Annotated in this window: 25 protein-coding genes and 1 tRNA gene; 7 read left to right on the top strand and 19 right to left on the bottom strand. The window is 71.0% G+C overall.

The window, feature by feature from the left end:
• The first annotated feature begins 167 nt into the window (after window positions 1-167).
• The gene (pheS, locus tag ACXJJV_RS00790; protein ID WP_456466269.1) at window positions 168-1,748 is read left to right on the top strand and encodes a phenylalanine--tRNA ligase subunit alpha; all 1,581 of its coding nucleotides are present in this window, start codon (window positions 168-170) and stop codon (window positions 1,746-1,748) included.
• Here the strand turns inward: pheS and ACXJJV_RS00785 are convergent, their stop codons facing one another.
• Window positions 1,749-2,360 carry a hypothetical protein gene (locus ACXJJV_RS00785; RefSeq protein WP_456466268.1) on the bottom strand — a complete coding sequence of 204 codons (612 nt, stop codon included), beginning with the start codon at window positions 2,358-2,360 and terminating at the stop codon, window positions 1,749-1,751.
• Window positions 2,361-2,419: 59 nt separating this feature from the next.
• A complete protein-coding gene (locus ACXJJV_RS00780) occupies window positions 2,420-3,502 on the bottom strand; it encodes a polysaccharide deacetylase family protein (RefSeq protein ID WP_456466267.1) in 1,083 nt (360 codons plus the stop codon).
• 209 nt (window positions 3,503-3,711) lie between these two features.
• Between ACXJJV_RS00780 and ACXJJV_RS00775 the strand changes: the two genes are divergently transcribed.
• Entirely contained in the window at window positions 3,712-4,521 is an 810-nt protein-coding gene (locus tag ACXJJV_RS00775) for a hypothetical protein (RefSeq protein ID WP_456466266.1), read from the top strand.
• Here the strand turns inward: ACXJJV_RS00775 and ACXJJV_RS00770 are convergent.
• Together ACXJJV_RS00770 and ACXJJV_RS00765 are read right to left on the bottom strand one after the other, a co-directional pair.
• Window positions 4,504-6,066 (bottom strand): 2-isopropylmalate synthase, encoded by a 1,563-nt coding sequence (locus tag ACXJJV_RS00770; RefSeq protein WP_456466265.1) that lies wholly within the window; start codon window positions 6,064-6,066, stop codon window positions 4,504-4,506. The genes ACXJJV_RS00775 and ACXJJV_RS00770 overlap by 18 nt on opposite strands.
• 45 nt (window positions 6,067-6,111) lie before the next feature.
• The gene (locus ACXJJV_RS00765) at window positions 6,112-6,927 is read right to left on the bottom strand and encodes a hypothetical protein (protein WP_456466264.1); all 816 of its coding nucleotides are present in this window, start codon (window positions 6,925-6,927) and stop codon (window positions 6,112-6,114) included.
• 28 nt (window positions 6,928-6,955) lie between these two features.
• On the opposite strand from ACXJJV_RS00765, the gene ACXJJV_RS00760 reads away from it, so the two are divergent.
• Window positions 6,956-7,678, top strand: a complete 723-nt coding sequence (locus ACXJJV_RS00760) for a radical SAM protein (protein WP_456466263.1) — start codon at window positions 6,956-6,958, stop codon at window positions 7,676-7,678.
• A gap of 127 nt (window positions 7,679-7,805) precedes the next feature.
• Here ACXJJV_RS00760 and hemL read toward each other — a convergent pair whose 3' ends face one another.
• From hemL to ribH, 3 genes are all read right to left on the bottom strand, one after another.
• On the bottom strand, window positions 7,806-9,098 hold the full coding sequence (hemL, locus tag ACXJJV_RS00755; RefSeq protein ID WP_456466262.1) for a glutamate-1-semialdehyde 2,1-aminomutase: 1,293 nt from the start codon (window positions 9,096-9,098) through the stop codon (window positions 7,806-7,808).
• A gap of 43 nt (window positions 9,099-9,141) precedes the next feature.
• Window positions 9,142-9,219: transfer RNA gene (locus ACXJJV_RS00750), tRNA-Thr, on the bottom strand.
• A 41-nt stretch (window positions 9,220-9,260) separates the two neighbouring features.
• Window positions 9,261-9,695, bottom strand: a complete 435-nt coding sequence (gene ribH, locus ACXJJV_RS00745; protein WP_456466261.1) for a 6,7-dimethyl-8-ribityllumazine synthase — start codon at window positions 9,693-9,695, stop codon at window positions 9,261-9,263.
• A gap of 73 nt (window positions 9,696-9,768) precedes the next feature.
• Between ribH and ACXJJV_RS00740 the strand changes: the two genes are divergently transcribed.
• The 3 genes from ACXJJV_RS00740 (at window position 9,769) to ACXJJV_RS00730 (ending at window position 11,624) form a co-directional block, all read left to right on the top strand.
• Window positions 9,769-10,446 (top strand): protein-L-isoaspartate O-methyltransferase, encoded by a 678-nt coding sequence (locus ACXJJV_RS00740; RefSeq protein WP_456466260.1) that lies wholly within the window; start codon window positions 9,769-9,771, stop codon window positions 10,444-10,446.
• A gap of 72 nt (window positions 10,447-10,518) precedes the next feature.
• Window positions 10,519-11,214 (top strand): ASCH domain-containing protein, encoded by a 696-nt coding sequence (locus tag ACXJJV_RS00735; RefSeq protein WP_456466259.1) that lies wholly within the window; start codon window positions 10,519-10,521, stop codon window positions 11,212-11,214.
• Window positions 11,211-11,624, top strand: coding sequence for a hypothetical protein (locus tag ACXJJV_RS00730; protein WP_456466258.1), 414 nt, complete (start codon window positions 11,211-11,213; stop codon window positions 11,622-11,624). The genes ACXJJV_RS00735 and ACXJJV_RS00730 overlap by 4 nt, the downstream gene beginning before the upstream one ends.
• On the opposite strand, the gene ACXJJV_RS00725 is transcribed toward ACXJJV_RS00730, so the two are convergent.
• Genes ACXJJV_RS00725 through larC2 form a run of 9 tightly spaced genes read right to left on the bottom strand, consistent with a single transcriptional unit; the run spans window position 11,621 to window position 17,886 of the window.
• Window positions 11,621-12,355 carry an MBL fold metallo-hydrolase gene (locus tag ACXJJV_RS00725; RefSeq protein ID WP_456466257.1) on the bottom strand — a complete coding sequence of 245 codons (735 nt, stop codon included), beginning with the start codon at window positions 12,353-12,355 and terminating at the stop codon, window positions 11,621-11,623. The two genes, ACXJJV_RS00730 and ACXJJV_RS00725, sit on opposite strands and share 4 nt — an antisense overlap.
• Before the next feature lie 56 nt (window positions 12,356-12,411).
• Entirely contained in the window at window positions 12,412-13,359 is a 948-nt protein-coding gene (locus ACXJJV_RS00720; RefSeq protein ID WP_456466416.1) for an MJ0548 connectase family domain-containing protein, read from the bottom strand.
• A gap of 25 nt (window positions 13,360-13,384) precedes the next feature.
• Window positions 13,385-14,434: a radical SAM protein gene (locus tag ACXJJV_RS00715; protein WP_456466256.1), complete on the bottom strand. Its 1,050-nt coding sequence runs from the start codon at window positions 14,432-14,434 to the stop codon at window positions 13,385-13,387.
• Window positions 14,421-14,681, bottom strand: coding sequence for an iron-sulfur cluster assembly protein (locus ACXJJV_RS00710; protein ID WP_456466255.1), 261 nt, complete (start codon window positions 14,679-14,681; stop codon window positions 14,421-14,423). Before ACXJJV_RS00710 ends, ACXJJV_RS00715 begins: the two co-directional genes overlap by 14 nt.
• Window positions 14,678-15,130 carry a flavodoxin family protein gene (locus tag ACXJJV_RS00705; protein ID WP_456466254.1) on the bottom strand — a complete coding sequence of 151 codons (453 nt, stop codon included), beginning with the start codon at window positions 15,128-15,130 and terminating at the stop codon, window positions 14,678-14,680. Before ACXJJV_RS00705 ends, ACXJJV_RS00710 begins: the two co-directional genes overlap by 4 nt.
• 6 nt (window positions 15,131-15,136) lie before the next feature.
• The gene (locus tag ACXJJV_RS00700) at window positions 15,137-16,207 is read right to left on the bottom strand and encodes a DNA topoisomerase (protein WP_456466253.1); all 1,071 of its coding nucleotides are present in this window, start codon (window positions 16,205-16,207) and stop codon (window positions 15,137-15,139) included.
• Window positions 16,176-16,667 carry a hypothetical protein gene (locus ACXJJV_RS00695; protein WP_456466252.1) on the bottom strand — a complete coding sequence of 164 codons (492 nt, stop codon included), beginning with the start codon at window positions 16,665-16,667 and terminating at the stop codon, window positions 16,176-16,178. Before ACXJJV_RS00695 ends, ACXJJV_RS00700 begins: the two co-directional genes overlap by 32 nt.
• 47 nt (window positions 16,668-16,714) lie before the next feature.
• A complete protein-coding gene (gene dcd, locus ACXJJV_RS00690) occupies window positions 16,715-17,308 on the bottom strand; it encodes a dCTP deaminase (protein ID WP_456466251.1) in 594 nt (197 codons plus the stop codon).
• Complete coding sequence (gene larC2, locus ACXJJV_RS00685) at window positions 17,305-17,886, bottom strand: nickel pincer cofactor biosynthesis protein LarC2 (RefSeq protein ID WP_456466250.1); 582 nt, start codon at window positions 17,884-17,886, stop codon at window positions 17,305-17,307. The genes dcd and larC2 overlap by 4 nt, the downstream gene beginning before the upstream one ends.
• A 28-nt stretch (window positions 17,887-17,914) precedes the next feature.
• On the opposite strand from larC2, the gene ACXJJV_RS00680 reads away from it, so the two are divergent.
• Window positions 17,915-19,192 (top strand): MgtC/SapB family protein, encoded by a 1,278-nt coding sequence (locus ACXJJV_RS00680; protein ID WP_456466249.1) that lies wholly within the window; start codon window positions 17,915-17,917, stop codon window positions 19,190-19,192.
• On the opposite strand, the gene ACXJJV_RS00675 is transcribed toward ACXJJV_RS00680, so the two are convergent.
• The 3 genes from ACXJJV_RS00675 to serA all read right to left on the bottom strand — a co-directional run.
• On the bottom strand, window positions 19,189-20,559 hold the full coding sequence (locus ACXJJV_RS00675; RefSeq protein WP_456466248.1) for an RsmB/NOP family class I SAM-dependent RNA methyltransferase: 1,371 nt from the start codon (window positions 20,557-20,559) through the stop codon (window positions 19,189-19,191). The genes ACXJJV_RS00680 and ACXJJV_RS00675 overlap by 4 nt on opposite strands.
• Window positions 20,560-20,565: 6 nt before the next feature.
• On the bottom strand, window positions 20,566-21,000 hold the full coding sequence (locus ACXJJV_RS00670) for a nucleotidyl cyclase domain-containing protein (RefSeq protein WP_456466247.1): 435 nt from the start codon (window positions 20,998-21,000) through the stop codon (window positions 20,566-20,568).
• Window positions 20,994-22,393: phosphoglycerate dehydrogenase (gene serA / locus ACXJJV_RS00665; protein WP_456466246.1), on the bottom strand; the 1,400-nt coding region annotated here is incomplete at its 5' end. The genes ACXJJV_RS00670 and serA, both read right to left, overlap by 7 nt.

Genomic DNA, 22,393 nt, shown 5'->3' with positions numbered 1-22,393 from the left:
CCCAGCCGGCGGTCGGGAGGCGGGGTCCCCCGCGCGCGATGACCGGCCGACGCCAGCCACCCGGGCCACAGCGCCCGGGTGAGGTCCCCCGAAGGGGGTCACTGTGAGCCCGGGCGGGTTAACCCCGCCTCAGCCTCACGCTCCTTGTGTCATCAGGGGGTGCCCCGGTGGAGCCTAAGGAGCTGGCGGAGCGGTTGAGCGAGCGGGATCTGAGGATCCTGTTGGAGCTGCGGGAGCGGGGTCGGGCCACGCCGGAGGAGTTGGCGCGGGAGCTGGGGTACGATGAGGGTCCGGTGATGAGGTCGCTGTACTGGTTGGAGGAGCGTGGCCTGATCGAGTCGGAGGAGAGTCGCGAGCGCGTGTACGAGCTGGGTGAGGAGGGTCGGGAGTACGCGGAGAAGGGCCTGCCGGAGCTCCGGGTGGCTCGGGTCCTGGTCGAGGCGGGCGGGGAGCTCGGGCTGGAGGAGGCGCTGGAGCGGGCGGGCGTGCCCGGGCGGTTGGCCGGGCCCACGCTGGGGTGGCTGAGGAGGAAGGGGCTGGCCGAGATCAAGCGCGAGGACGGTGAGACCAGGCTCGTCTTCGTGGGTGAGGAGGGGGACGTGGAGGAGGACCTGGATCAGCGGGTGCTGGAGGCGCTGTCGGAGGGTCCGGCCTCGGTGGAGGAGGTGGCGTCGCGGTTGGGGGAGGATGAGGATAAGGTTCGGGAGGCGCTTCGGCGGTTGTCGGAGCGGGGGGACGTGGTGAAGGAGAGGGAGGTGCGGAGTCGGGTCGTGCGGTTGACGGATCTGGGGCGTGAGGTGGCGGAGTGGGCTGAGGAGGTGCTGGAGCGGGACTGGATCACGGAGTTGAGGCCGGAGCACCTGCGCGAGGGTACGTGGCGGGAGAAGGAGTTCAAGCCGTACGACGTGCGGGCGCCGACGCGGCCGACGTACCCGGGCAAGCGGCACCCGCTGCGGGAGGTGATCGAGGAGATCCGGCGCGTGTTCCTGGAGATGGGGTTCCGGGAGGTGTCCGGCCCGCTGGTGGAGTCCAGCTTCTGGAACTTCGACGCGCTCTTTCAGCCGCAGGATCACGCGGCCCGGGAGATGCAGGACACGTTCTACCTGGAGGAGCCGTCGGAGGCGGAGCTGCCGGACGGGGAGGTGGTGGAGCGGGTCAAGTCCGTGCACGAGGACGGTGGTGACGTGGGCTCGCGCGGGTGGGGGTACGAGTGGGACGAGAAGGTGGCGCGGAAGCCGGTCCTCCGCACGCACACGACGGCGGTGTCGGTGCGTCGGCTGTACGAGGCGGAGGGGCCGCCGCTGAAGCTCTTCTCGATCGGTCGGGTCTACCGGAGGGAGACGGTGGACTACAAGCATCTGCCGGAGTTCCATCAGTGCGAAGGGATCGTGCTGGCGGAGGACGTGTCCTTCCGGGAGCTGCTGGGCGTCCTGGAGGAGTTCTACCGGCGGATGGGGTTCGAGGAGGTGAGGTTCCGGCCGGCGTACTTCCCGTACACGGTCCTGTCCGTGGAGCCGGAGGTGTACTTCGAGGAGAAGGGGGACTGGGTCGAGCTGGGCGGGGCCGGGATCTTCCGGCAGGAGGTCCTGCGACCGCTCGGGTTCGGGGAGGACGTGGTGTGCCTGGCGTGGGGGCTGGGCGTCGAGCGGTTGGCCATGATGAAGCTGGGGATCGACGACATTCGGGAGCTGTACATGAGCGACCTGAAGACGCTGCTGGAGCTTCCCTCGGCGCGGGCTCGGCGGTGATCACCGGCTCATGCGGGCCCAGACCTCGCGCCAGCGGTCCCCGCACCGGGCCCGGAGTTCCCGGCGCAGGAGGTTCATGAGGGTCATCACGAAGGTCTCGTCCGCCCCCCGGATGACGGTCTCGGGCTTGAACCCGTTGTCCGCGAGCGTGCGGAGCCAGGGGAGGCCGGCCTCGGACACGAAGTCCCGCACGGTCACGCCCAGGTCGCGGGAGTAGGTGTCGACGACGGCGAGGACGGCCGCGTCGACGCAGACGCGCCACGCGTCCCGGTTGGCCGAGGTGATCGGGTAGTACAGGTCCGCGCCGTCGGCCCAGCCGAGCAGGTCGGCCAGGGCGGCGGAGAACAGCCCCACGACCCCCGCGGTCAGGGAGAGCGGGTTCTCGTCGTCCCGCACGTCCATGGACAGGAGCATGAGCTCCCGGTGGTCCACCCTGACGGTCGCCCGCAGCTCCTGCACCCGGAGCTTCCGACCCGTGAGCACGTCCACGACCCACTTCTGCACCCGCACGGACCCCTTTTCCACCCCGGAAAACACGGCGCGACCCCCGGGAACCCGCTCCGGCGGGATGATGAGACCTCGGTACGCGCGGAGCGTGATGACGACCGGCACTCGGGCTGAGCCCGGGCGCGTGCCGCCCGGTGCCGGATAGAATTAGCGGAAAGGGGCGGCTAGAAGGCGGTGAACCGCTGGCCCCGCTTGGCCAGCTGGGCGACCTCGTCGATCGTGGCGAACTCCACCCCGGGGTGCCGGCGGGCGTAGTCGACGAACTCGAGGATGATCCACCAGTACTTCGGGTTGGCCGTGATGTGCTCGTGGAAGAGCACGACAAACACGGTCGGTCGCCCGGGCCGGCCGTGCCGGTAGTACTGGTCGAACCCGCGCTTGAGGTTCTCCAGCGCCCGCTCGGGCTGGTGGGACCGGATCTTCGGTTGCACGAACAGGTCGTCGGCGAACGAGCACAGGAACTTGGGCCTGACGGGTCGACCGTGCCGGTCGTACTCCCACTCGGTGTAGCAGGCGATCGGGATCTCCAGGATCCGATGCCCGTCGACCTTGGTCCACCGCGGGGCGCCTCGGGTCCCCGGGTGCGTGAAGATCTTGCTGGAGTCGATCCAGATGCCCTCCCGGATCAGGGCCCGGTACGTGTTCTCGTCGATCGCCAGGCCGGGGGCCCGGTAGGCGTCGGGTCGGAACCCGGTCGCCTTTCGGATCTGCTCCTGGGCGGTGTGGATGATCTTACGCTGCTCCTCCTCCGGTAGCCCGGCCAGCTTGCCCGGGTGGCCGAGGAACGCGTACGAGGCGCCCCCGTCGTTGGCGTGGTTGATGAGGTCGCAGCCCAGCTCGCGCAGCTTCCGCATCCGGTCCGGGTACGCGTATGCCTCCCACGCGGGGACGGCGAAGGTCATGGGGACGCCCTTCCGGCGGAGCCGCTCCGCGAGCTGGACGGCGTACCGGGAGCCGCCGCAGAGGTCCTCGCTGATGACCACGATGCACCGGGCGTGGGACAGCCGGTCCAGCCTGCTCTCGGGCCTCTTGCCGGCGTGATAAAGGTGGTAGAGGGCGACCCCCGCGGTGGCGGACGCGGCGATCGCTAGGGCCAGAATCAGGGTGGTCTTGGCCGCGATGGTTCCGGGGTGACCGGAGGGAACCCGCCCGATGGTTGAGACCCCCTGTGGGCCCGGGTGAAACGGCGGGTCATCGTCGGGCGATGCGGCCGCGCTCGTGGGAGGGTTGTCCCGCCGTCGTCCCACCCGGGCCCTTCATCGGCTGTGCCCGGCGGTAGCCGGCCCGTCGGGTCATCCACGGCCCGGCCGCGTCCCCCGCGGGCGGGGAGGACCGGGCGGCGGTCCCCGGGCGGTTCATCCCGTTGCACACGAGGCCTCCTGGGGCCGGGCCACGCCGTCGTTCGACCGGCTTAAAATTTGACTCCCGGAACCCCCACCGGATCAGGGGGTGCCCGGTGACCCTCATCCTCGCGCTGCACTCCGACCGGGGTCGGGCGTCGCCGGAGGTGAGGCCGGAGCGGGAGTGGGCGTGGCTCGGTCCGCCCGTGAAGCCCTCGCGCCGGTTCTACCGGGCCGTGTCCCTGGCCGCGAGCGTGTCGATCGGGATGCCGGTGAACGTGAGGCACCCCGTCTCGGTCCACCCGGCCGAGCTGTCGGAGTACCTCAGCGTGGACGATCGGGTGTGGAGTGGCCTGGACCGACTGCTGGAGCGGTCGGAGCGGCTTTCCGAGGACGCCGCGGAGGTCATCCGCGAGATGCTGAGGAGGGGCGTTCGGGCCCTGCTGGCGGCGGATCTGGACGGGGTGGTGCGGGTGTTCCTGCCCGTCGTCTCGCTGGGCTGTCAGGAGGTTCGGGACGATCGGTTCGTGGCCCGGTGCCTGTCCCGGGCGCTCTCCAGGCTGCTCGGCGAGCGGGCGTGCCTGCCCCCGGAGCTGGTGGGGGAGCTGCTGCGGTGCACGTACGAGCTGGCGGAGCGGGCGTACGTTTCGGTCCTGCTGGCGCGCGCCGTGGGGTATCGGGTCCGCTCGATCGGTCTTGAGGTGGAGGAGGCGGTGAAGGAGCTTCCCCGGCCGAGGGTTGAGCGCCCGCCGAGTGGGTTGAGGGGTACGGTGGCCGGGCTGGCGTCGCTGGAGCTCGGGGACCTGCTCGGCCGGGCGGCGAGCGAGGGGGGTAGGGTGGTGGTGAGCGCGGGGCGCCGGTTGGAGCTCCGGCCGGGGGATTACGATCCGGTGTGGTCGAGGTACGTCTCACGCGTCTGCCTGTGAGTCCTCGGGGCCGTGTCCCTCGCGTCGGGCGATCAGGGCGTTGACGCCGTCCACGAAGGCCTGGAGGCTGGCCACGACGATGTCCTCGTGGGAGGCGCCGGAGCTGACGGTCTCGCCCGTCTCCGGGTCGCGGAGCTTGATGTCCACGTGGGTGATCGCGTCGGTGCCTCCGGTCAGGGCGCGGGCGCGGTACTCGACGAGTTCGAACTCGACCCCTTGGTCCCTGAGGGCGCGTTGGAGGGCCTTGATGGTCGCGTCCACGGGCCCCACGCCGGTCGCGGCCGCCTCCTTGCGGGTGCCGTCGATCTCGATGACGACGGAGGCGGTGGGGAGCGCCCGCTTTCCGGTCACGGTGGTGAAGTCGTCGACCTCGATGTCGCGCCGTCGCGGGCGCTCGAGCACGTCCTCCGCGATCGCGCGCAGGTCGGCCTCGGTGATCCGCTTGCCCCGGTCGCCGAGGCGCTTGAGCCGTTTCGTGATCTCGAGGAGCTGTTCCTCGTCCACCTCGATGTTCATTCGGCGGAGCTTCTCGCGGATCACGGCGGTGCCCACGTGCTTACCCAGGACGAAGCGGCGTTTGCGGCCGACCTTCTCGGGCGGGATGGGCTCGTAGGTGGTCTCGTCCTTCATGAGCCCGTCCACGTGGATCCCGGACTCGTGGGTGAACGCGTTCTCCCCGACCACGGCCTTGTTGGGTGGGACCTGCACACCCGTGAGGCGCTCCACGAGCTTGGACAGCTCGGTGAGCCGCTCGGTCTCGATGCCGGTGTCCACGCCGTACAGCTCCTCGAGGACGATCACAACCTCCTCGAGCGCGGCGTTCCCAGCCCGCTCCCCGATCCCGTTCACGGTCACGTGCACCTGCTCGGCCCCGGCCCGGACGGCGGCCACCGTGTTCGCGGTCGCCATCCCGAAGTCGTCGTGGCAGTGCACGCTGAGGATGACCCCGTCGTCCAGGGGCTCGCGCAGCCTCCTCACGGCGTAGAACATGCCCTCCGGGGCCATCACGCCCACCGTGTCGTTGTACCCGACCCGCTCCGCCCCCGCCTCCAGGCAGGCGCGGAAAACCCGGCGGAGGTACTCCAGCTCGGTTCGGGTGCCGTCCTCCGTGGAGATCTCAACGGTCAGGCCGTGGTCCCGGGCGTACTCGACCGTCTCGGCGGCCCGCTCGAGCACCTCCTCTCGGGTCATGCCCAGCTTCTTCCTCACGTGCACGCGGGAGGTGGGCACGACGATGTGGACCGCGTCCGCGTCCGCCTCCACGGCCGCGTCCACGTCACCCTCGACCATCCTCGCCATGCTGCAGACCTCGGCGTCGAGCCCCTCCCGGGCGATCCTCCGGATGGCCTTCCTCTCGCCCTCGCTGGCGGCCGCGAACCCGGCCTCGATCGTGTCCACGCCCACCTCGTCCAGCTTCCGCGCGATCGTCAGCTTCTCCTCGGGCGTGAGGGCGACGCCGGGCGTCTGCTCCCCGTCCCGCAGCGTCGTGTCGAAGATGCGGACCCGGTCGGGCAGGTCCGCGTCCCGGTTGGCCGCCTCAAGCACCCGCCGCGCTTCGGATAAAGCGATCCCCCACGGGAACGTCCCCCGCTACAGGGCGTCCCTAACGGCCGCGACGAGCTCCCCGTAGGATTCTTCAAGCTTTCGCGGGTCGGCGCGCTCCTCCCGCGAGAGCGGGGGCAGCCGGACCACCTCGAGCGGCTCCAGGACCTCGAGCACGTTCAGGGTGACGACCTCGCGCCCGGCGGACAGGGTCTCCACGGCCCGGGCGTAGTCCCGGAGGTCGTAGAGCAGGGCGACGCCCGGGCCCACCGCCACGACCACGCCCCGCTCCCTGAGCACCCCGGGCCAGGGGACGGCCAGGTTGTTCAGGCTCTCCACGAGCGCGGGTCCCTCGCGGCGGATCCGGCGCCAGGCCCGGTCGATGACGCGGTAGATCTCCTCCGGGCTGGGCTCCTCGGCGCGCTCCTCGACCCGGTCGCAGTTCTCGAGCATGCGCGTCGCCTCCTCGGGCAGGTAGCGCAGGTCGTTCGACCCGTAGAGCCGCACGGTGCTCCCCATCCGGTCAAGGAGCACGTACGCGTCGGGGCGGCTGGAGACGTACCGGAGGGACACGTCGGACTCGACGGCCTTGGCCACGTCGGGGGTGGTCCAGACGCGGTGGAACGGGTTCACGAGGGTGGGGGGCAGGTCCACCCCGGCGGCGCGCAGGAGCCGGGTCGCGTCCCGGCTCACGGGGAGCCCGAGCTCGACGCACCGGCGGGTGTGATCGTAGTGCAGCCACACGTTGTGCCCGGAGCGGGGCTTGAAGGGGACGAGGTCCAGGGCGCGGACCAGCGGGATCGACGCGGTCGTCTTCCCCGAGTCGCTCTCCAGGAGCCCCACGACCAGGATGGTGGAGGTCACTCCCACCGCCCCCGTAGGGGTGGCCGGCTTGCGGGAGTGGCGACCGGAGCCGGGCTACGATCCGCTGGAGACGGCGGAGGAGGTGCGCCGGTGGGTCTGCCGGGATCGCGCTCGTAGGTACTATCGGTTCCGGGAGACCCGGTTCTACGGTGGGTGCGCGACGGCGGACGCGGTCGGGTGCAACCTGGACTGCGCGTACTGCTACGTTAACTACCCGCGCCGGCACCCGTGGGAGCGGCGCTGGCGGTTCTACTCGCCCGAGGAGGTGGCGCGCCGGTTGGCGCGCATGCGGGGGGAGGTGGTCCGGGTCTCTGGGTGCGAGCCGACGCTCTGTCGGGGGCACCTGGTAAGGCTGATCGAGGCGTGCGAGCGGGCGATGCCAGAGCGGCGGTTCGTGCTCGAGACGAACGGGACGTTGCTGGGGGCGGACCGGTCGTTCGTGCGCGAGCTGGCCGACTTCGAGAACCTGCACGTGCGGGTGTGCCTGAAGGGCTGCGATCCGGAGTCCTTCGCCCGGATCACCAACGCGGACCCGGGCGGGTTCGAGCTGCAGCTTCGGTGCCTGCGGTACCTGATGGGGGAGGGCGTCTCGTTCCACCCGGCGCTCCCGGACCTGTTCGAGCGGGAGGAGGTGGAGCGGTTGGTCGAGCGGCTGGGGGAGCTGGGGATCCCGCCGGGGGCGTTGGAGGTGGAGCCGATCACGTTCTACGAGCACGTGGAGCGGGAGATGCGGAGGAGGGGGCTGGCGTAGTCGGGCAAGGCCCCTGCTCGTCATCCGCGGGGGGCGTCCGCTGAAACCTCCCTCGTCATCCTACCGTTTCCGGGCGGTCGGGGAAGCCCAGGTACTGATCATCGGGGCCTCACCCGGTACGGCCTCGTCATCCCGTGAGCCGGTCGAGGGCGGACTCGATCGCCTCCTCGGTGCGTTCGAGGTCCTCCTCGGTGTGCGCGGTGGAGAGGAACCACGCCTCGTAGTTGGAGGCGGCGATCCAGACGCCCTCCTCGAGGAGTCCCAGGTGGAAGGCCTTGAAGGCGTCGTGGTCCGCGGCGTTGACGTCCCCGTAGTCCCGCACGCGCTCCACGCCGAAGTACACCTGGAACATGGACTCGACGCGGTTGACCGTGCCCTCCAGGCCCCGGTCCTCGAGCCCGTCGGCGAGCGCGGAGGCGAGTCGCTCGGCCTTGTCCGCGAGCTCGTCGTACGGTTTCTCCCGCTCGAGCACCTCGAGGGTCGCGAGGCCGGCCGTGGCGGAGACGGGGTTCCCGTTGAAGGTGCCCGCCTGGTACACCTTGCCCTCGGGCGCGACGTGGGTCATGTACTCCTCGGGCCCGGCGAGCGCGCCGATGGGGAGTCCGCCGCCGAGGATCTTGCCCAGGCAGACGAGGTCGGCGTCCACGCCGTAGTACTCCTGCGCCCCGCCGAGGCCCAGCCGAAAGCCGGTGATGACCTCGTCGAAGATGAGGAGGCGCTCGGTCCCGTCGCAGTACTCGCGGAGGGTCTTGAGGAACTCGGGGTCGGGGGGCACGCAGCCGGCGTTGCCGAGCACGGGCTCGACGATGACGGCGCCGACCTCCTCGTCGAAGCGTTCGACGGTCTCGACGAACGCCTCCACGTCGTTGAAGGGGCAGACGAGCGTGCACTCGGCCACGGGCTCGGGCACGCCGGGGGAGTCGGGGGCGCCGAGCTCGGAGGCGCCGGAGCCGGCTTTCACCAGGACGGCGTCGTGCGCGCCGTGGTAGCAGCCCTCGAACTTGATGATCCGGTCGCGGCCGGTGTACGCGCGGGCGAGGCGGATCGCGCTCATCGTGGCCTCGGTGCCCGTGTTCACGAGGCGGACCTTCTCCACGTTGGGGACGAGGTCCACGACCTTCTCGGCGAGGGCGACCTCGGGCTCGGTGAGGGTGCCGTAGTGGAAGCCGTCGGCCACCCGCTCCCGGACCGCCTCGACGACCTCCGGGTGCGCGTGCCCGAGGATCAGGGGGCCGAAGGCGAGGCAGTAGTCGATGAGGACCTGACCGTCGATCGTGTACAGGCGGGAGCCCTCCGCGCGCTCGACGCAGAAGGGGTAGGGGTCGAAGCGGCGGACCGGGCTGCTCACGCCGCCGGGCATGACGCGCTCGGCGCGCTTGAAGACCTCCTTGGAGGCCGGGAACCTGTCCTCGTACCCCAAGGGCGTCCCCCGCTTTCGTTAAGATTCTCGTAACGATTCCCGGTGGAGCCGCGGCCGGGATTTGAACCCGGGGCCACGGGATTACAAGTCCCGCGCTCTAACCAGGCTGAGCTGCCGCGGCGGTCCGCCGGCGGTGCCTAGCCGCCCGTACGTACTTAACGATTACGCCTCCCCCGACCCCTCCAGCTCGCGCAGGCGGCGGACCATCTTCACCGCCGCCTCGACGGCCCGCTTGGCGTAGTGCACGCGCTCCAGCGCCTCCATGCGCGTCATCCCCGGGCCGGAGATCCCGAGGGCGACGGGCTTCCCGTACTCGACCATCAGGTCCTGGAGCTTCCGAAAGGCCTGCTGCGCGATGGCCTGATCGTGGTCCGTGTCCCCCTTGATGATCGCGCCCAGCGTGACCACGGCGTCGATGTCGTCCCGCTCCAGCAGCCGCTTGACGGCGAGGGGGACCTCGAACGAGCCGGGCACGAGCACGCGCTCCACGACCCGGGCCCCGAGGTCCTTCGCGTGCTGGACCGCCAGCTCCTCCATCGCGTACGTGATCTCCCGGTTGAACTCGGTGACGACGAGGCCCAGCCGGATCTCGGACACGGGCGGCACCCCCGGGCCGGTGAGGGACGCACGTCAAAAACCCCTGCGGTCCCGGGCCCAGGGGGGAGCGCGCGTGGTCGAGGACGACGAGGTGTTCCGCCGCGCCCGAGAGCGACTGATCGAGCGGTTGAAGTCCCTGGGGTACATCCGGTCGAAGCGCGTGGAGGAGGCGATGCGGAGGGTGCCCCGGCACGAGTTCGTGCCCCGGGAGCTGCGGGACCGGGCCTACGTGGACTCGCCCCTGCCCATCGGAAAGGGTCAGACGATCTCGGCCCCGCACATGGTCGCCCTGATGACGGAGCTGCTCGACCCGCGACCGGGCGACAAGGTGCTGGAGGTGGGCGCGGGCTCGGGGTACCACGCGGCCGTGGTCGCGGAGCTGGTGAAGCCGGACGGGAAGGTGATCACGGTGGAGCGGATCCCGGAGCTGGCCGAGTTCGCCCGGGAGAATCTAAGGCGGACCGGGTACGATCGGTGGGTGGAGGTCAAGGTGGGGGACGGGTCGAAGGGGTACCCGCCGGAGGCCCCCTACGACCGGATCCTGGTGACGGCGGGCGCCCCGGACGTGCCGCCCAGCCTGCTCGAGCAGCTGAAGCCCGGGGGCCGGCTCGTGATCCCCGTCGGGGACCGGCACATGCAGGAGCTGTGGGTGGTGGAGAAGACGAAGGACGGTCGGATCCGCCGGGAGCGGCACGGCGGGTGCGCGTTCGTCCCGCTGGTGGGTGAGGAGGGGTTCCCGGAGCGGGGATGACGAGACCGGCAGGAGCGGAGGGGCGGATGATCGAGGACCCCGATAGGCCGACCCACCGCGGGGTGTCGAGGGATGGGTGAGGAGCGGCCCGAGCGCGTGCTCAGCCGTTCGGAGGTGGCGAAGAACCCGCACCGGGCGGTGGGTGAGTACGTGGAGGCCGTGGTGGCTCAGATCAAGGGGGATCAGGGGATTCAGCTGGAGCTGGGCCTCCCGTTCGGCGTGTTCCTGCCGGCGGGCGCCATCCGGGCCGCGCTGGACTGGCCCGAGCCGGTGGACCTGGAGCTCCTCTTCATCCCGGGTGAGGAGCTCATCGTCCGGCTGGAGGAGGTGGACCTGAAGAACAAGGTGGCGCGGGTGTGGATCCCGGAGTTCGAGGCGCGGCGGCTGCGGGAGCGGTTGGGTGAGCGGCCGCCGCGGCGCGTGATCGAGCTCATGACCAGGGAGGAGTTCTTCGACCTGATCGTGGAGGGCCTGAAAACGGCGGAGATTCGGCCCTCGGACCACCGATCGTTCCGGTACCTGGAGCCGGGTGACACGCTCGTGTTCAAGAACTTCAAGGCGGGGACGATGCGGTGCGTGGAGACGGTGGTTCGGAACGTGGAGAAGGGGCTGGATCCGGAGGAGGCGGCGGAGCGGTACCACCGGGAGGCGGGGTTCGAGAGCAAGGAGGAGTGCCTGGAGGCGCTCGAGGAGATGTACGGCGGGATGCCGGAGAAGGTGGACGTGGCGGAGTTCGAGCCGGTGCGTGAGTGGGAGGAGGAACGATGAAGCCGGAGGAGATCGCGGAGAGGATCGCGTCGGAGGTCTCTCCCCGGGTCGACTCGCAGCTCGTGGACGAGATCTACGTGGCCGTGCGGCCGGGCCGGGAGGACGACCCGGACCCGGTCTCGAAGCTCGTCTCCCGGGGCGAGGACGTGTTCCTGGTCTACATAGGGCTGAAGGAGTCGGAGGAGAGCGGGGCGGACCGCACGCTCGTGGACCCGAGGAACCTGGAGGCGATGGCGATCGACCTCATGGAGTGGGCGAAGGAGGAGTTCGAGGGCGCGCACGTGCTCATCGGAGGCGTCTCGTTCGTGTGGAAGGGCAGGTCCTTCCGCGACCTGCTGCGCAGGTACGGCGAGGATCCGGACGAGCTCGTCATCGTGAAGGAGGAGGCCTCGGGCATCCCGCCCCGCTAGATCCGGTACGCGCGACCGTCCCGAGGGGCGATCGTCTCCACGCCGGTCTCCCGCTCGATCCGGCGCGCCTCCCGGCCCGGGCCCACCCGGATCATCTTCATCCCGAAGTGCGTGATGAACACCCGCTCCAGCTCCGACGCCTCCCGCACCAGCTCGATGACGTCGCGCGTGCACATGTGCCCGCGGATCCGGTCCGAGCCGGGCCGGACCACGTTGACGATGGCCGTCGTCGCGTCCTCGATGCAGTCGAACAGCCCGTCCACCAGCGCCGTGTCACCGGTGTAGTAGATCACCCCGTCCTCGTACTCCAGCCGGAACCCGATCCCCGTCGGGTCCCCGTGCTCCGTGGGCGTCGCCTCCAACCGACCCTCCGGGAGCCGGACCTCGTCCCCGGGCGACAGCCCGACCACGCGCTCGGGGAGCTCCCGATGGTACGCGCTGATGACGGGCCCGTAATCGCCCGACCCGTCCCGGTACCCCTCCACGGCCGACCTGGATCCCAGAAACAGGCCCCGGTTCCGCGTTCCCCCGCGGGTCATCGCCTCGATGAGCACCTCCGCCTCCGTGTAGTGGTCCGGGTGCGAGTGGGAGACGAAGATCGCGTCGACGGCCGTCGTTGACCGGCCGGCGAGCCGGGTGCTGAGCAGGCAGCCCGGGCCCGGATCCACCTGCAACCGGAGCCCCGGCAGCTCGAGCCGGAAGCCACCGGTCCGGCGCTTCTGCGTGATCATCGCGAACCGTCCGCCGCCGGTTCCGGCGAAGAAGACGGAGGCGCCCGTCCACCGATCTAGTCCCTCGCTCGGCAGATCGAGTACCCCGTCTTGACGGGCACGCCCTTTTTCGCTATCTTCATTTCCCCGTCCTCCACGACGACCCGGTCGCCCGGCTCCACCCGCTCCGGATCCTCCACTGCCATCACCACCGTCTCACCCGGGCCCGCCACCACGTCCCCCCAGTAGCGGGCCTCCACCCCGTCCGCCAGCCGCACCACGATCCGACGCTCCGGGGGCTCATCCTCCACCCCCTGCCCCTCCTCCTCGGTACCCACCTCGACCACCTCGCCCACCTCACCCTCCTTCAGCAGGTCGTACGCCTCGCGCACGTGCTTGAGCATCTCCTCCGCCAACTGACGCCGGTACCGGCGCAGCTCCTCCACGTCCTCACGGATCGCGTTCTGCAGCCGGGCCCGGGCCAGCGGGTCGGCCCCGCCCTCCACCACGTACGAGTCGTACTCCCGGCTCACCAGGATGGTCTCGGACGCGACGTACTCGAAGAGATCGTCGAGCGAATCCCGCAGGGTCTCCAGATCCGGGCGCCCCAGGTCCTCCAGGAACTCGGAAACCAGCTCCTTCACCACCTTGGGCCCCTCCACGATGAGCGCGGGGCCGCCGAACCGCTTCGACTGCACCTCGTCCCCCTCCAGCTCCACGAACGCGTGGGCCCCCGGGGTCACGTACACCCGCCGCCGGCGCACGCCCCGCGCGGAGCGGATCCCGACCTCGCCCGCCAGCACCTCGTCGTTCACCTTCCAGACCTTCTCCCGATCGTCGTGAAAGTCCACGTACCCCTCGATCCCGAGCTCCTCGACCAGCCGCTCGAACTCCTCCCGCGTGCGCACCTCGCCCGAGTACAGCCGGCGCTCGAGCTCGCTCATCTTCTCCTCCTCGGCGCGCGCGACCAGGGTGCGTCGGTCGCCGGCGATCAGGGCGCCGTCCGTGCCCGCGTAGGCCAGCACGAGGGTCAAGACCGGGCCTCCCCCGTCACGCGGGCCGGTAGATACAGGCTTCAACCCGCTCCAGGTGCCGCCGGGCGGCCCGCTCGCACTCCCGCATGACGCGCACGGGCGTGTACCCCAGGTCCAGGGAGTGGTAATGAGGCACGTGCTGGAGCAGCTTCAGAGGTATACTTTCGTTGACGGAAGCTAAGAATTCTGCGATCTTTTCCACCTCCCCGGGCGTCACGTACCCGGGCACGATCAGCACGCTCGGCCGCAGAATGGGCGGATCCTCCCGGTGAAACTCCTCCCCGATCAGCTCCAGGTTCTTGAACGTGTTCTCCGGGTCCGAGCCCGTAAGGGCGCGGTAGATCCGCGGGTCGTACGCCTTCACGTCCATGTTGAACCCGCCGCCGGACTCGTAGCAGACCTCCGCGATCCTCCGCATGATCCTCGGGTCCAGGCTGCCGTTGGTCTCCAGGCAGACCCGCACCCCCAGCTCCTCCCACCGCTCCCCCAGCTCCAGCACCTGGTCGTGGTGCGGCGTGGGATCCCCGCCGAAGAAGCAGACGCAGGTCACGTCCTCGTCCCGCGCCCGGCGCGCGAGCCGCTCGGCGTCGAGCCGACCTTCCTCCACCCAGTGCTCGTGGTTCTGGCAGAAGAAGCAGTGGTGGCTGCACCCGGCGTAGAAGACGGCGAGGTTGTACCGGCCGAGCTCGGGTCCCTTGGTGTCGGTGTACCGGGGGTAGCCCGCGGACGTGGCGCCGGGGCAGACCCAGGCGCCCACGCAGTTCGTGGGGTGCGGGTCCAGGTAGGCCCGGCCCCGGTGCTCCCGCACGAGCGTTCCCTCCCGGTTGACGACGACCCCACAGAAGCCGCGCCCGCCCTCCGGAATGCGACAATCGTTCACGCAGGCCCCGCAGCGCTTGCCCCGCCGCGGGGGCTCCGGGGGCAGTCCCAGCTCCCGGCGCGCCCGGGCGTGGGCCTCGCGCACGTACCGCTCCGCCTCGTCCCAGCGGTTCAGGATGCACTCGCGGCAGACCCGGAGGAACCGGGAGGCCGGGGCGCCGCAGAGGGCGCACTCACCCTTCCTCATCGGAGAGCACGTGCCCCACGAGTTGAACGTCGATCTCGTGGTCCGGGAACCGGTCCTTCAGGACCCGCTTCACGTCCTCCACGATGAACAGCGCGGAGGGGCAGAACGGGTTCGTGGGTCGGATGGTCACGCGGATCTCTTCCTCCCCCACCTCCACGTCCTCCACCAGGCCCATCTGCACGATGTCGAGCCCGGTGTGCGGGTCCTTAACCGCCCGGAGCTCCTCGAGCACGTCCTCCCGGTTCAATCGCGCTCACCCCGTTCGAACCTTCTCAGGACGTTGAGGGCGAACCTTCGGGCGCGGCGCAGGTCGCGCTCGTTGGGTCGGCCCCGGGCGAGGAGGGGGAGCGCCGAGTGCTCACCCTTCACCGCGAGCTCGCCCAGGACTCGGCCGCCCCGGTCCTCGATCCTCCGACGCATCCACCGGAGCGTGCCGCCGGGGTGCAGGGCGTACGTGCAGAAGAGTCCCACGCTCACGCCGGACCAGTCGTTGCGCTCGATGAAGTCGCGCACGGGGCGCGCGGGTCGGAACCCGTGGGTGGGGGTGCCGATGAAGGCCAGGTCGGCGTCGGCGCGCTCCCGGCCCGTGAGGGGGCCGACCAGGTCGGCGCCCAGCGCGGAGGCGATGGCCCTCGCCACGGTCTCCGTGTTACCGGTCTCCGAGAAGTAGTACACGATGGGCTGGATGACCCTCACCTCCCGTCAGGGCAGGACGTCCACGGTCTCCCGCAGCCTCAGGTAGAGCCGGTGCACCTCCTCCTGGTAGTCCGCGCGGCCCAGCGCCACGGCGTCCATGCGCTCCTCCAGCCGCCTCGTGGTCTCCTCGGAGACGAACTCCTCGTACCGGGAGCTCAGGTACTCGTACACGGCCTCCCCGCGCGCGGTCGGGAAGATCCACCGGCGGCGCGGGGTCTCGTACACGTAGCCCCGGCGGAACAGCTTCTCCACGATCTGCGCGTAGGTGCTGGGCCGGCCCAGGCCGCGCTCCCGCATGTCCTCCACGAGCTCCGACTGGTCGTACGGGTACGTCTCGTGGCGCTCCAGGACCTCCACCTCCCCGATCTCCAGCTCGTCCCCCTCCTCCAGCCGGGGCGCCTCGCGGATCCCGTACGCGGGCAGGTCGTACTCCGTGAGGACCTTCGTGAACCCCGGCTCGAGAACCTCCACCACGCCCTCCAGCTCGAGCTCGGCCACGGGCGTGCCGTCCACCTTCACGTGCAGGACGGCCTCCTGGTACAGGACCCGCGCCGGCCGCATCTGGCTCGCGATGAACCGCCGAAAGATGAGCTCGTAGAGGCGCAGGTGGTCGCGCGTCAGCGTGACGGTGGTCTGGAGCGCTCCCTCCCGGACCATCGTGCGGAGCTCCTCGGGGTCGGCCGGGCGGGTCGGCCGGATGCACTCGTGCGCGCCCTCCACGTGCTCCGACCTCGGCTCCCAGGTGCGCGGGTGGTAGTCGTCCGGGTCCAGGTTCGCCTCGATGTACTCCCGGGCGACCCGCTTGCCCTCGTCCGAGACCCGGGTGGAGTCGGTCCGGTGGTAGGTGATGATCCCGCCCTCGAAGAGGTCCTGGGCCAGCCGCATCACGCGCTCGGAGGAGAGCCGCAGGCGGCGCGTCGCGACCTGGAGCATCGTCCCGGTCTCGAAGGGGGGTTGGGGCCCGATCTCCCGCTCCTCCCGGCGGACCCGCACGACCTCCGCCGGGCACCCCTCCAGCGCCCGGAACGTGCGCCGGGCCAGCGACTCATCCCGGACCCTGAGCCGGACCTCCGCCAAGGTTACCCCGCCCCTCCCTCAGGAGCTCCAGCGTCAGGGACAGGGCGAAGAGGGCCTTTCTGGACACCCGGTCGCTGCTCGGCGGATAGGGCATGGAGACGTTGAATCGCCGGTGCCGCGCGATCCCGCCCGGGGGCACGTGAATGACCCTCGGAGGTCGCGCGTCCCGGGGCCACGGGATCCGGGTGGAGGCTCGGACCCGGGCCTCCTCGCGGTGGTCCTCGCTCCAGGGCACGGAGAGGAGGGTCGCGCAGCGTAGTCGGCGTGGAAGGCAGGGGTGGCGGGCGTCCGGCTCGGTGAGCCTGACCTCGACGGGTTGCAGGGTCACCTGGTCGGGGTGGACGGGGTCGAGGAGTCGGCGCCCGAAAGACCATCGGTCGGTGCGTCGGCAGTGTCCCCAGGGGGCGGGTCGGTACGCCCGCCGGAGGAACTCCGGGTACAGGTACTGTCGGAACGCCACGGGGTCCCGGGCGACGTGCCGGTCCCCCACTATAAATGGGGTGGCCTTTAGGGGCGCCGGTCCCCATCCTTGAAGTCCAGGTGCAGCCGGGAGGGGGTGGGTCGTCGGTCCCCGTGGTACTTGCCGCTGAACTCCGGGTACACCCGCTCGGCCGCGCTGGAGAGCCGGTGGAACACGATCTGCACGATCCGCATGCCGGGGCGTAGCTTCACGGGCATGGGGTTGAAGTTGACGAGCTCCAGCGTGAGCCGGCCGCGCCAGCCGGGGTCCACGTACCCGGCCTCGACGTGCGCCTGGATGCCGAGCCGGCCGAGGGAGGAGCGGCCGTGGAGGACGCCGGTGATCTCGGGCGAGTTGATCTCGATCCACTCATGGGTGACGCCCAGGACGAGCTCGCCGGGGTTGATCACGAACTCCTCGTCCTCGTCGAGCACGATCCGCTCCGTGTTCTCGCCCGCGTCCTTGGTCGGGTCGATGCACGGCTTGTGCAGGGTCTTGAAGACGACGAACTCGTTCCCCAGGCGCAGGTCCAGGCTCGCGGGGCCGAGGGCCTCCTCCAGGTAGTCCTCGTCCAGCGGGTCGATCACGATCTCCCCGGTCTCCAGCGCCCGCCGGATGTCCCGGTCGGAGAGGACCGTCAAGGGCGCGCCCCCGGCCGGCGCGTTTCGGAGCGTGCGTCCGCGGTTTCCCGGTCCACCCGGATCTCCCGGCGCTTCAAATCCACCGTGCCCCCGACGCGGGCGGCCGCCTCGACGAGGGCCTTGACCTCGCGCGGCGGCAGCCCCACCTCCCGGCCGATGCGGCGGCACTCGTCGAACTCCGCCTTGACCGTGACCGGCTCCCCGTCCGGGGTCTCGGCGACCTTCACGCTCACCTCCCAGCGCCGGTCCCCGTACCGCACCTCCACCGTCTCGAACCGGGAGGGGACGGAGTAGACGCCGTCCGCGTCGAACCGGTCGACGCCCGTCGAGCCCGTGAGGGTCATGATCTCGCGCGCCACGCGCTCGGCCGTCCCGTCGGGGTCGTCCCCGCCGTCGACCAGGACCAGGAGCACGTGCCCGGGCCGGTTCTTCTTGGTCGTGCACGGCAGGACGTGGCACGCGAGCACCTCGTCCCGCTCCACGAGCCGCTGGATCGCGTCCCCCAGGACCTCCCCGTCCCGATCGTCCACCACGGTGAGCAGCAGCGTGAGATGGGAAGGATTGTAATCCAGGCTCAAGCGGGACTCACCCCCGGGGCGAGGGCCCGTGGGCTGGGAGCTCTCGGGCTACCTGGACTTCCTCCGGACCGTGATCCTCTCCGCCGCGGTGGGCATGCTCATCGGGGTGGAGCGGGAGCACGCACGGCCGGCCCGCCGGGTGGCCGGGTTCCGCACTTTCACGCTGACGGGGCTGCTCGGCGGCCTCTCCACGTACCTGGCGCGGGTCGGGATGGGGACGCTGGCGGTCGCCGTGCTCGCGGGCACGGTCGGCCTGGTCACCCTCCTTTACGCCATGCGCGTGTACCGGCGGCGCTCGCTCGGGGTCGTGACCCCGCTGGCCCTGATGGTCACCCTGGCGTCCGGCGGGCTCGTGGGGCTGGGTCGGTTCAAGGAGGGGGCCACGCTCGCCATCCTCACCGCCGTCGTGCTGCTCTCCCGGGCCCGGGTCCACCCGATCCTGCGGCGGCTCTCGGACCGGGACGTGCTGGACGCGATCACGGTCTTCTCACTGGCCGCGCTGGTCTACCCGCTCTGCCCGCCGGGACCGGTGGACCCGTGGGGCGTGCTCAACCTGCGGAGCGTGATCGAGATCGTGCTGATCGTGCTGGCGGTGACGGCGATCGGGTACGTGGGCATGCGGATCTCGGCGCGGGGCGGGGCCCTGGCCACGGGACTGGTGGGCGGGTTCGTGAGCAGCTCGGCCACGACGGCGACGGTGGCGTCCCGGTTCCGGGAGGTGCCCCGGGTCGTGGCGGTGGTCGTGCCGGCCGCGACGGCCGTGGCCGAGCTCCGCAACATGGCGTACGTGGGCGTGGTCTCCCGGAGCCCGGAGGTGCTCCGGTGGGTCGCGCTCGTCGCCGTCCCGGCCGCGCTCGTCGGCCTCCTGGTCGCCGCGCTCGGGGCGGGTCGGCTGGACGTGGACGAGGAGCGGTTGTGGGGGATCCTCCGGCGGCGGATCCGCTCGCCCCTGTCCCTGAAGCCGGCGGTGAAACTGGCGGTGCTGATCTCGGGGTTCACCATGGCGCTGAAGGTGGCCCAGCTCCTCGCGGGCCGGTCCGGGGTGGTGGTGGGCGTCGTGGTGGGATCGCTGGCGAGCAGCCACGCGATGAGCCTGACGCTCGCGTACATGGCGGCCTCGGGGAAGCTCGACCCGGGCGTGGCCGGGCGGCTGATCGCGCTCGCCTCCCTGGAGACGGGGCTCGTGAAGCTGCTCTGGGTCGGCGCGTTCGGCGGGCCGGGGCTCGTGCGGCGGGTGTGGCCGTACCTCGTCCCGCCGGCCGCGGCGGGGGCGGTGGGGCTGCTCGCGGGCCTGCTACTCGCCTAACGCAGCTTGCGGAACCGGGCCACGAAGAACCCGGACGTGTCGTGCACGTGCGGCCACATGCGGCCGGCCTCTAGGGACGGGGAGACGCCGTTCACCTCGAGGGGCGGGCTGAGGAAGTCGAACTCGGAGCGCACGTCCTCCGCCCGCAGCCGCTCGGTCTTGAGCGCCTCGGAGGCGACGAGCTCGTTCTCCTCGGGCGTGAGCGTGCAGGTGGAGTACACGAGCACGCCCCCGGGCTTGACCAGTCGCGCGGCCGCCCGGATCAGCTGCCGCTGCTTCGCGGCGAGCTCCCGCACCTCCCTCGGCCCGATCTTCCACTTCACGTCCGGGTCGGTGCGCAGGGTGCCGAGGCTCGTGCACGGAGGGTCGAGCAGCACGCGGTCGAACTTACCGACGAAGCGCGGGTTCCGTCCGAGGCGGCGCACGTCCGCCCGCAGGATCTCGATGCAGTCCTCGAACCCCATCCGCTCGGCGAACCGCCGCAGCCGGCGGAGCCGGGTGCGGCTCACGTCCACGGCGAGGATCTCCACGTCACCCTCCGTCAGCTGGGCGATGTGCGTGGTCTTCCCGCCCGGGGCCGCGCACAGGTCCGCGATCCGCTCCCCCGGCTGCGGGTCCAGCACCTCGGTGACGAGCGCGGCCGCCTCGTCCTGCGGGACGATCCATCCCTTCCTCCAGCACTCGAGCTCCTCGAGCCGGAGCGGCCGCCCCTTCCGCACCCGCACGCAGTACTCCACGTACCGGCCGCGCTCGACCTCGAACCCGTGCTCCTCGAACTCCCCGATGACCTCGTCCACGTCCGCCGCCGCCGTGTTCACGCGGAACGTGTAGTAGTCCGGGGGCCGGTTGTGCACCTCCATCAGCCGCTTCAGCTCGTCCCGACCCAGCAGCGGCTCGAACCGCTCCACGAACCAGCGCGGGTGATGGTACTCCAGGCAGAGCCGGTCCACCTCGTCCTCCGGCTCCGGCCCCTCGTAGTCCTCCAGGTCCGCGACCACCCCGTGCACTCGCCGGTGGTTCACGCCCAGCCGCTTCGCCGCCCGGGCAGCGCAGTCCGTGACCGGGGCCGGGTGCTCCCCCTCGTACAGGATCGCGTTCGCCGCGATCATCACCAGGGCCCGCTCCAGCGGGGGCAGCCGGCTCCGCGCGACGTCCTCCACCACCCGCTCCAGCGTGCCGTACCGGCGCAGCGTTTCGTACACGAGGCTCCGGGTCACGGACTGGGTCCGATCGTCGTAGTCCGAGAGCTCCCGCCGCAGGACGTACTGGATCGGGTACGACCGCGTCCGCATCACCGCCACCAGCGACCGCGCCGCCAGCGCGTAGCACGTGATCATGAACCCGCCCGACCCGGCCCGCCCCGACACGCCGCCTCACCCCCGCACGACCACGACGTTCCCACCCCGCCGCTTCGCCTCCCGCAGCGCCTCCAACGCCCGCCGGACCGCGGGGGACTCACGCTCCGGAACCAGCCGGTGGCGCGGGGCCGGGGCCACCCCCACCCCGATGCTGATCGTCACCTCGCCCTCGAACCGCCGCTCGAACTCGCGCCGGATGCGCTCGCACTCCTCCACGATCTCCTCCAGGAGCCCCTCCCCTCCCGGGATCTCGACGATGAACTCTTCGGTGCCCCGCTCCCGGTCCGGCCCCTTGACGGCCACCGCGCCCGGGAACCGGGTCAGGAACCGCTCCACCAGCTCCGTGAGGAGGCCCGTGGCGGGGTTGGGGGAGTACTCCGGCCACCCCTTCTCCCGCACCACCTCCCCGAAGTCGTCCAGGTCGCCCGCCACCGCCACGCTCCTCAGCACAGCACCAGCCTCACCCGCCGCACCTGCTCCACCTCCCCGATCGCCCGCAGGCACTCCCCCGGCGGCTCCTCGTCCGTCCGGATCACCATGATCGCCTCCCCACCCCGCTCCCGGCGGCCCACCTCCATCGCCGCGATGTTCACCCCGTGCTCGCCCAGGATCAGCCCCACCTCACCGACCACCCCGGGACGGTCCACGTGCCAGACGAACAGCGTCGGCCCGCTCAGCTTGAACCGCAGCTCGTACCCGTTCACCGACGTCAGGTAGACCTGCCCGTCCAACCACGCGCCCCGCAGCGACACCTCCTCCCCCTCCGACCGCAGCGAGACGGCCAGCTCCCCCGACTCCAGCTCATCCGAGACCGCGAACTCGACCTCGATCCCCCGATCCTCCGCCACCCGCACCGCGTTCACCATCGTCACCGGCTCCTGCAGGATCCGATCCAGGCACCCCTTCAACACCGACCGCTTCAGCGCCTCCCGCTCCCGCTCGCCCGGCTCGTCCCCCACCTTCACCACGACCGACCGCAGCCTACCCTCCAACAGCTGCGCGCCCACGTCCGCCAACCGCTCCCCCACCTCCATCAACCGCCGCGTCGCCTCCGACACCCCCGCCACCGGCAGGTTCACCACGTTCTCCGGGATCTCCCCCTTCAGCACCCGCTCGATCTCCCGCGCCACGATCAACCCCGCCGCCCGCTGCGCCTCGCTCGTAGACCCCCCGATGTGCGGCGTGAGCACCACGTTATCCAGCTCGTACAGCGGGTGATCCTCCCCCGGCGGCTCCTCCGCGAACACGTCCAGCGCCGCGCCCGCGATCCACCCCTCCTTCAGCGCCCTGACCAGCGCCTCCTCGTCCACCACCTCACCCCGCGCGCAGTTGATCAGGAACGCCGACTCCTTCATCAGCTTCAGCTCCCGCTCCCCGATCATCCCCCGCGTCTCCTCCGTCAACGGCACGTGAATCGTGACCACGTCCGCCCGCCGCAGCAGCTCGTCCAGATCCTCCACCAGCTCCACGCCCAGCTCCTCCGCCACCTCCTCCGAGATGTACGGATCGAACGCGATCACCTCCATCTCGAACGCCCTCGCCCGCTTCGCCACCTGCCGCCCGATCCGACCCAGCCCGATGATCCCCAGCACCTTCCCCGCCAACTCCACCCCTATGAACCGCTGCCGCTCCCACTCACCCCGACGCACCGACCGATCCGCCTGCGGGATCCTCCGCGCCAGCGCCAGCATCAACCCCATCGTGTGCTCCGCCACCGAGATCGAGCTCGACTCCGGCGCGTTCACCACGATGATCCCGCGCTCCGTCGCCGCCTCCACGTCGATGTTGTCCACGCCCACCCCCGCCCGCGCGATCACCTTCAGGTTCTCCGCCTCCTCGATCA

The sequence above is a fragment of the Methanopyrus sp. genome (genome assembly GCF_053997775.1).
This window is presented reverse-complemented; position numbering and strand designations above follow the sequence as displayed.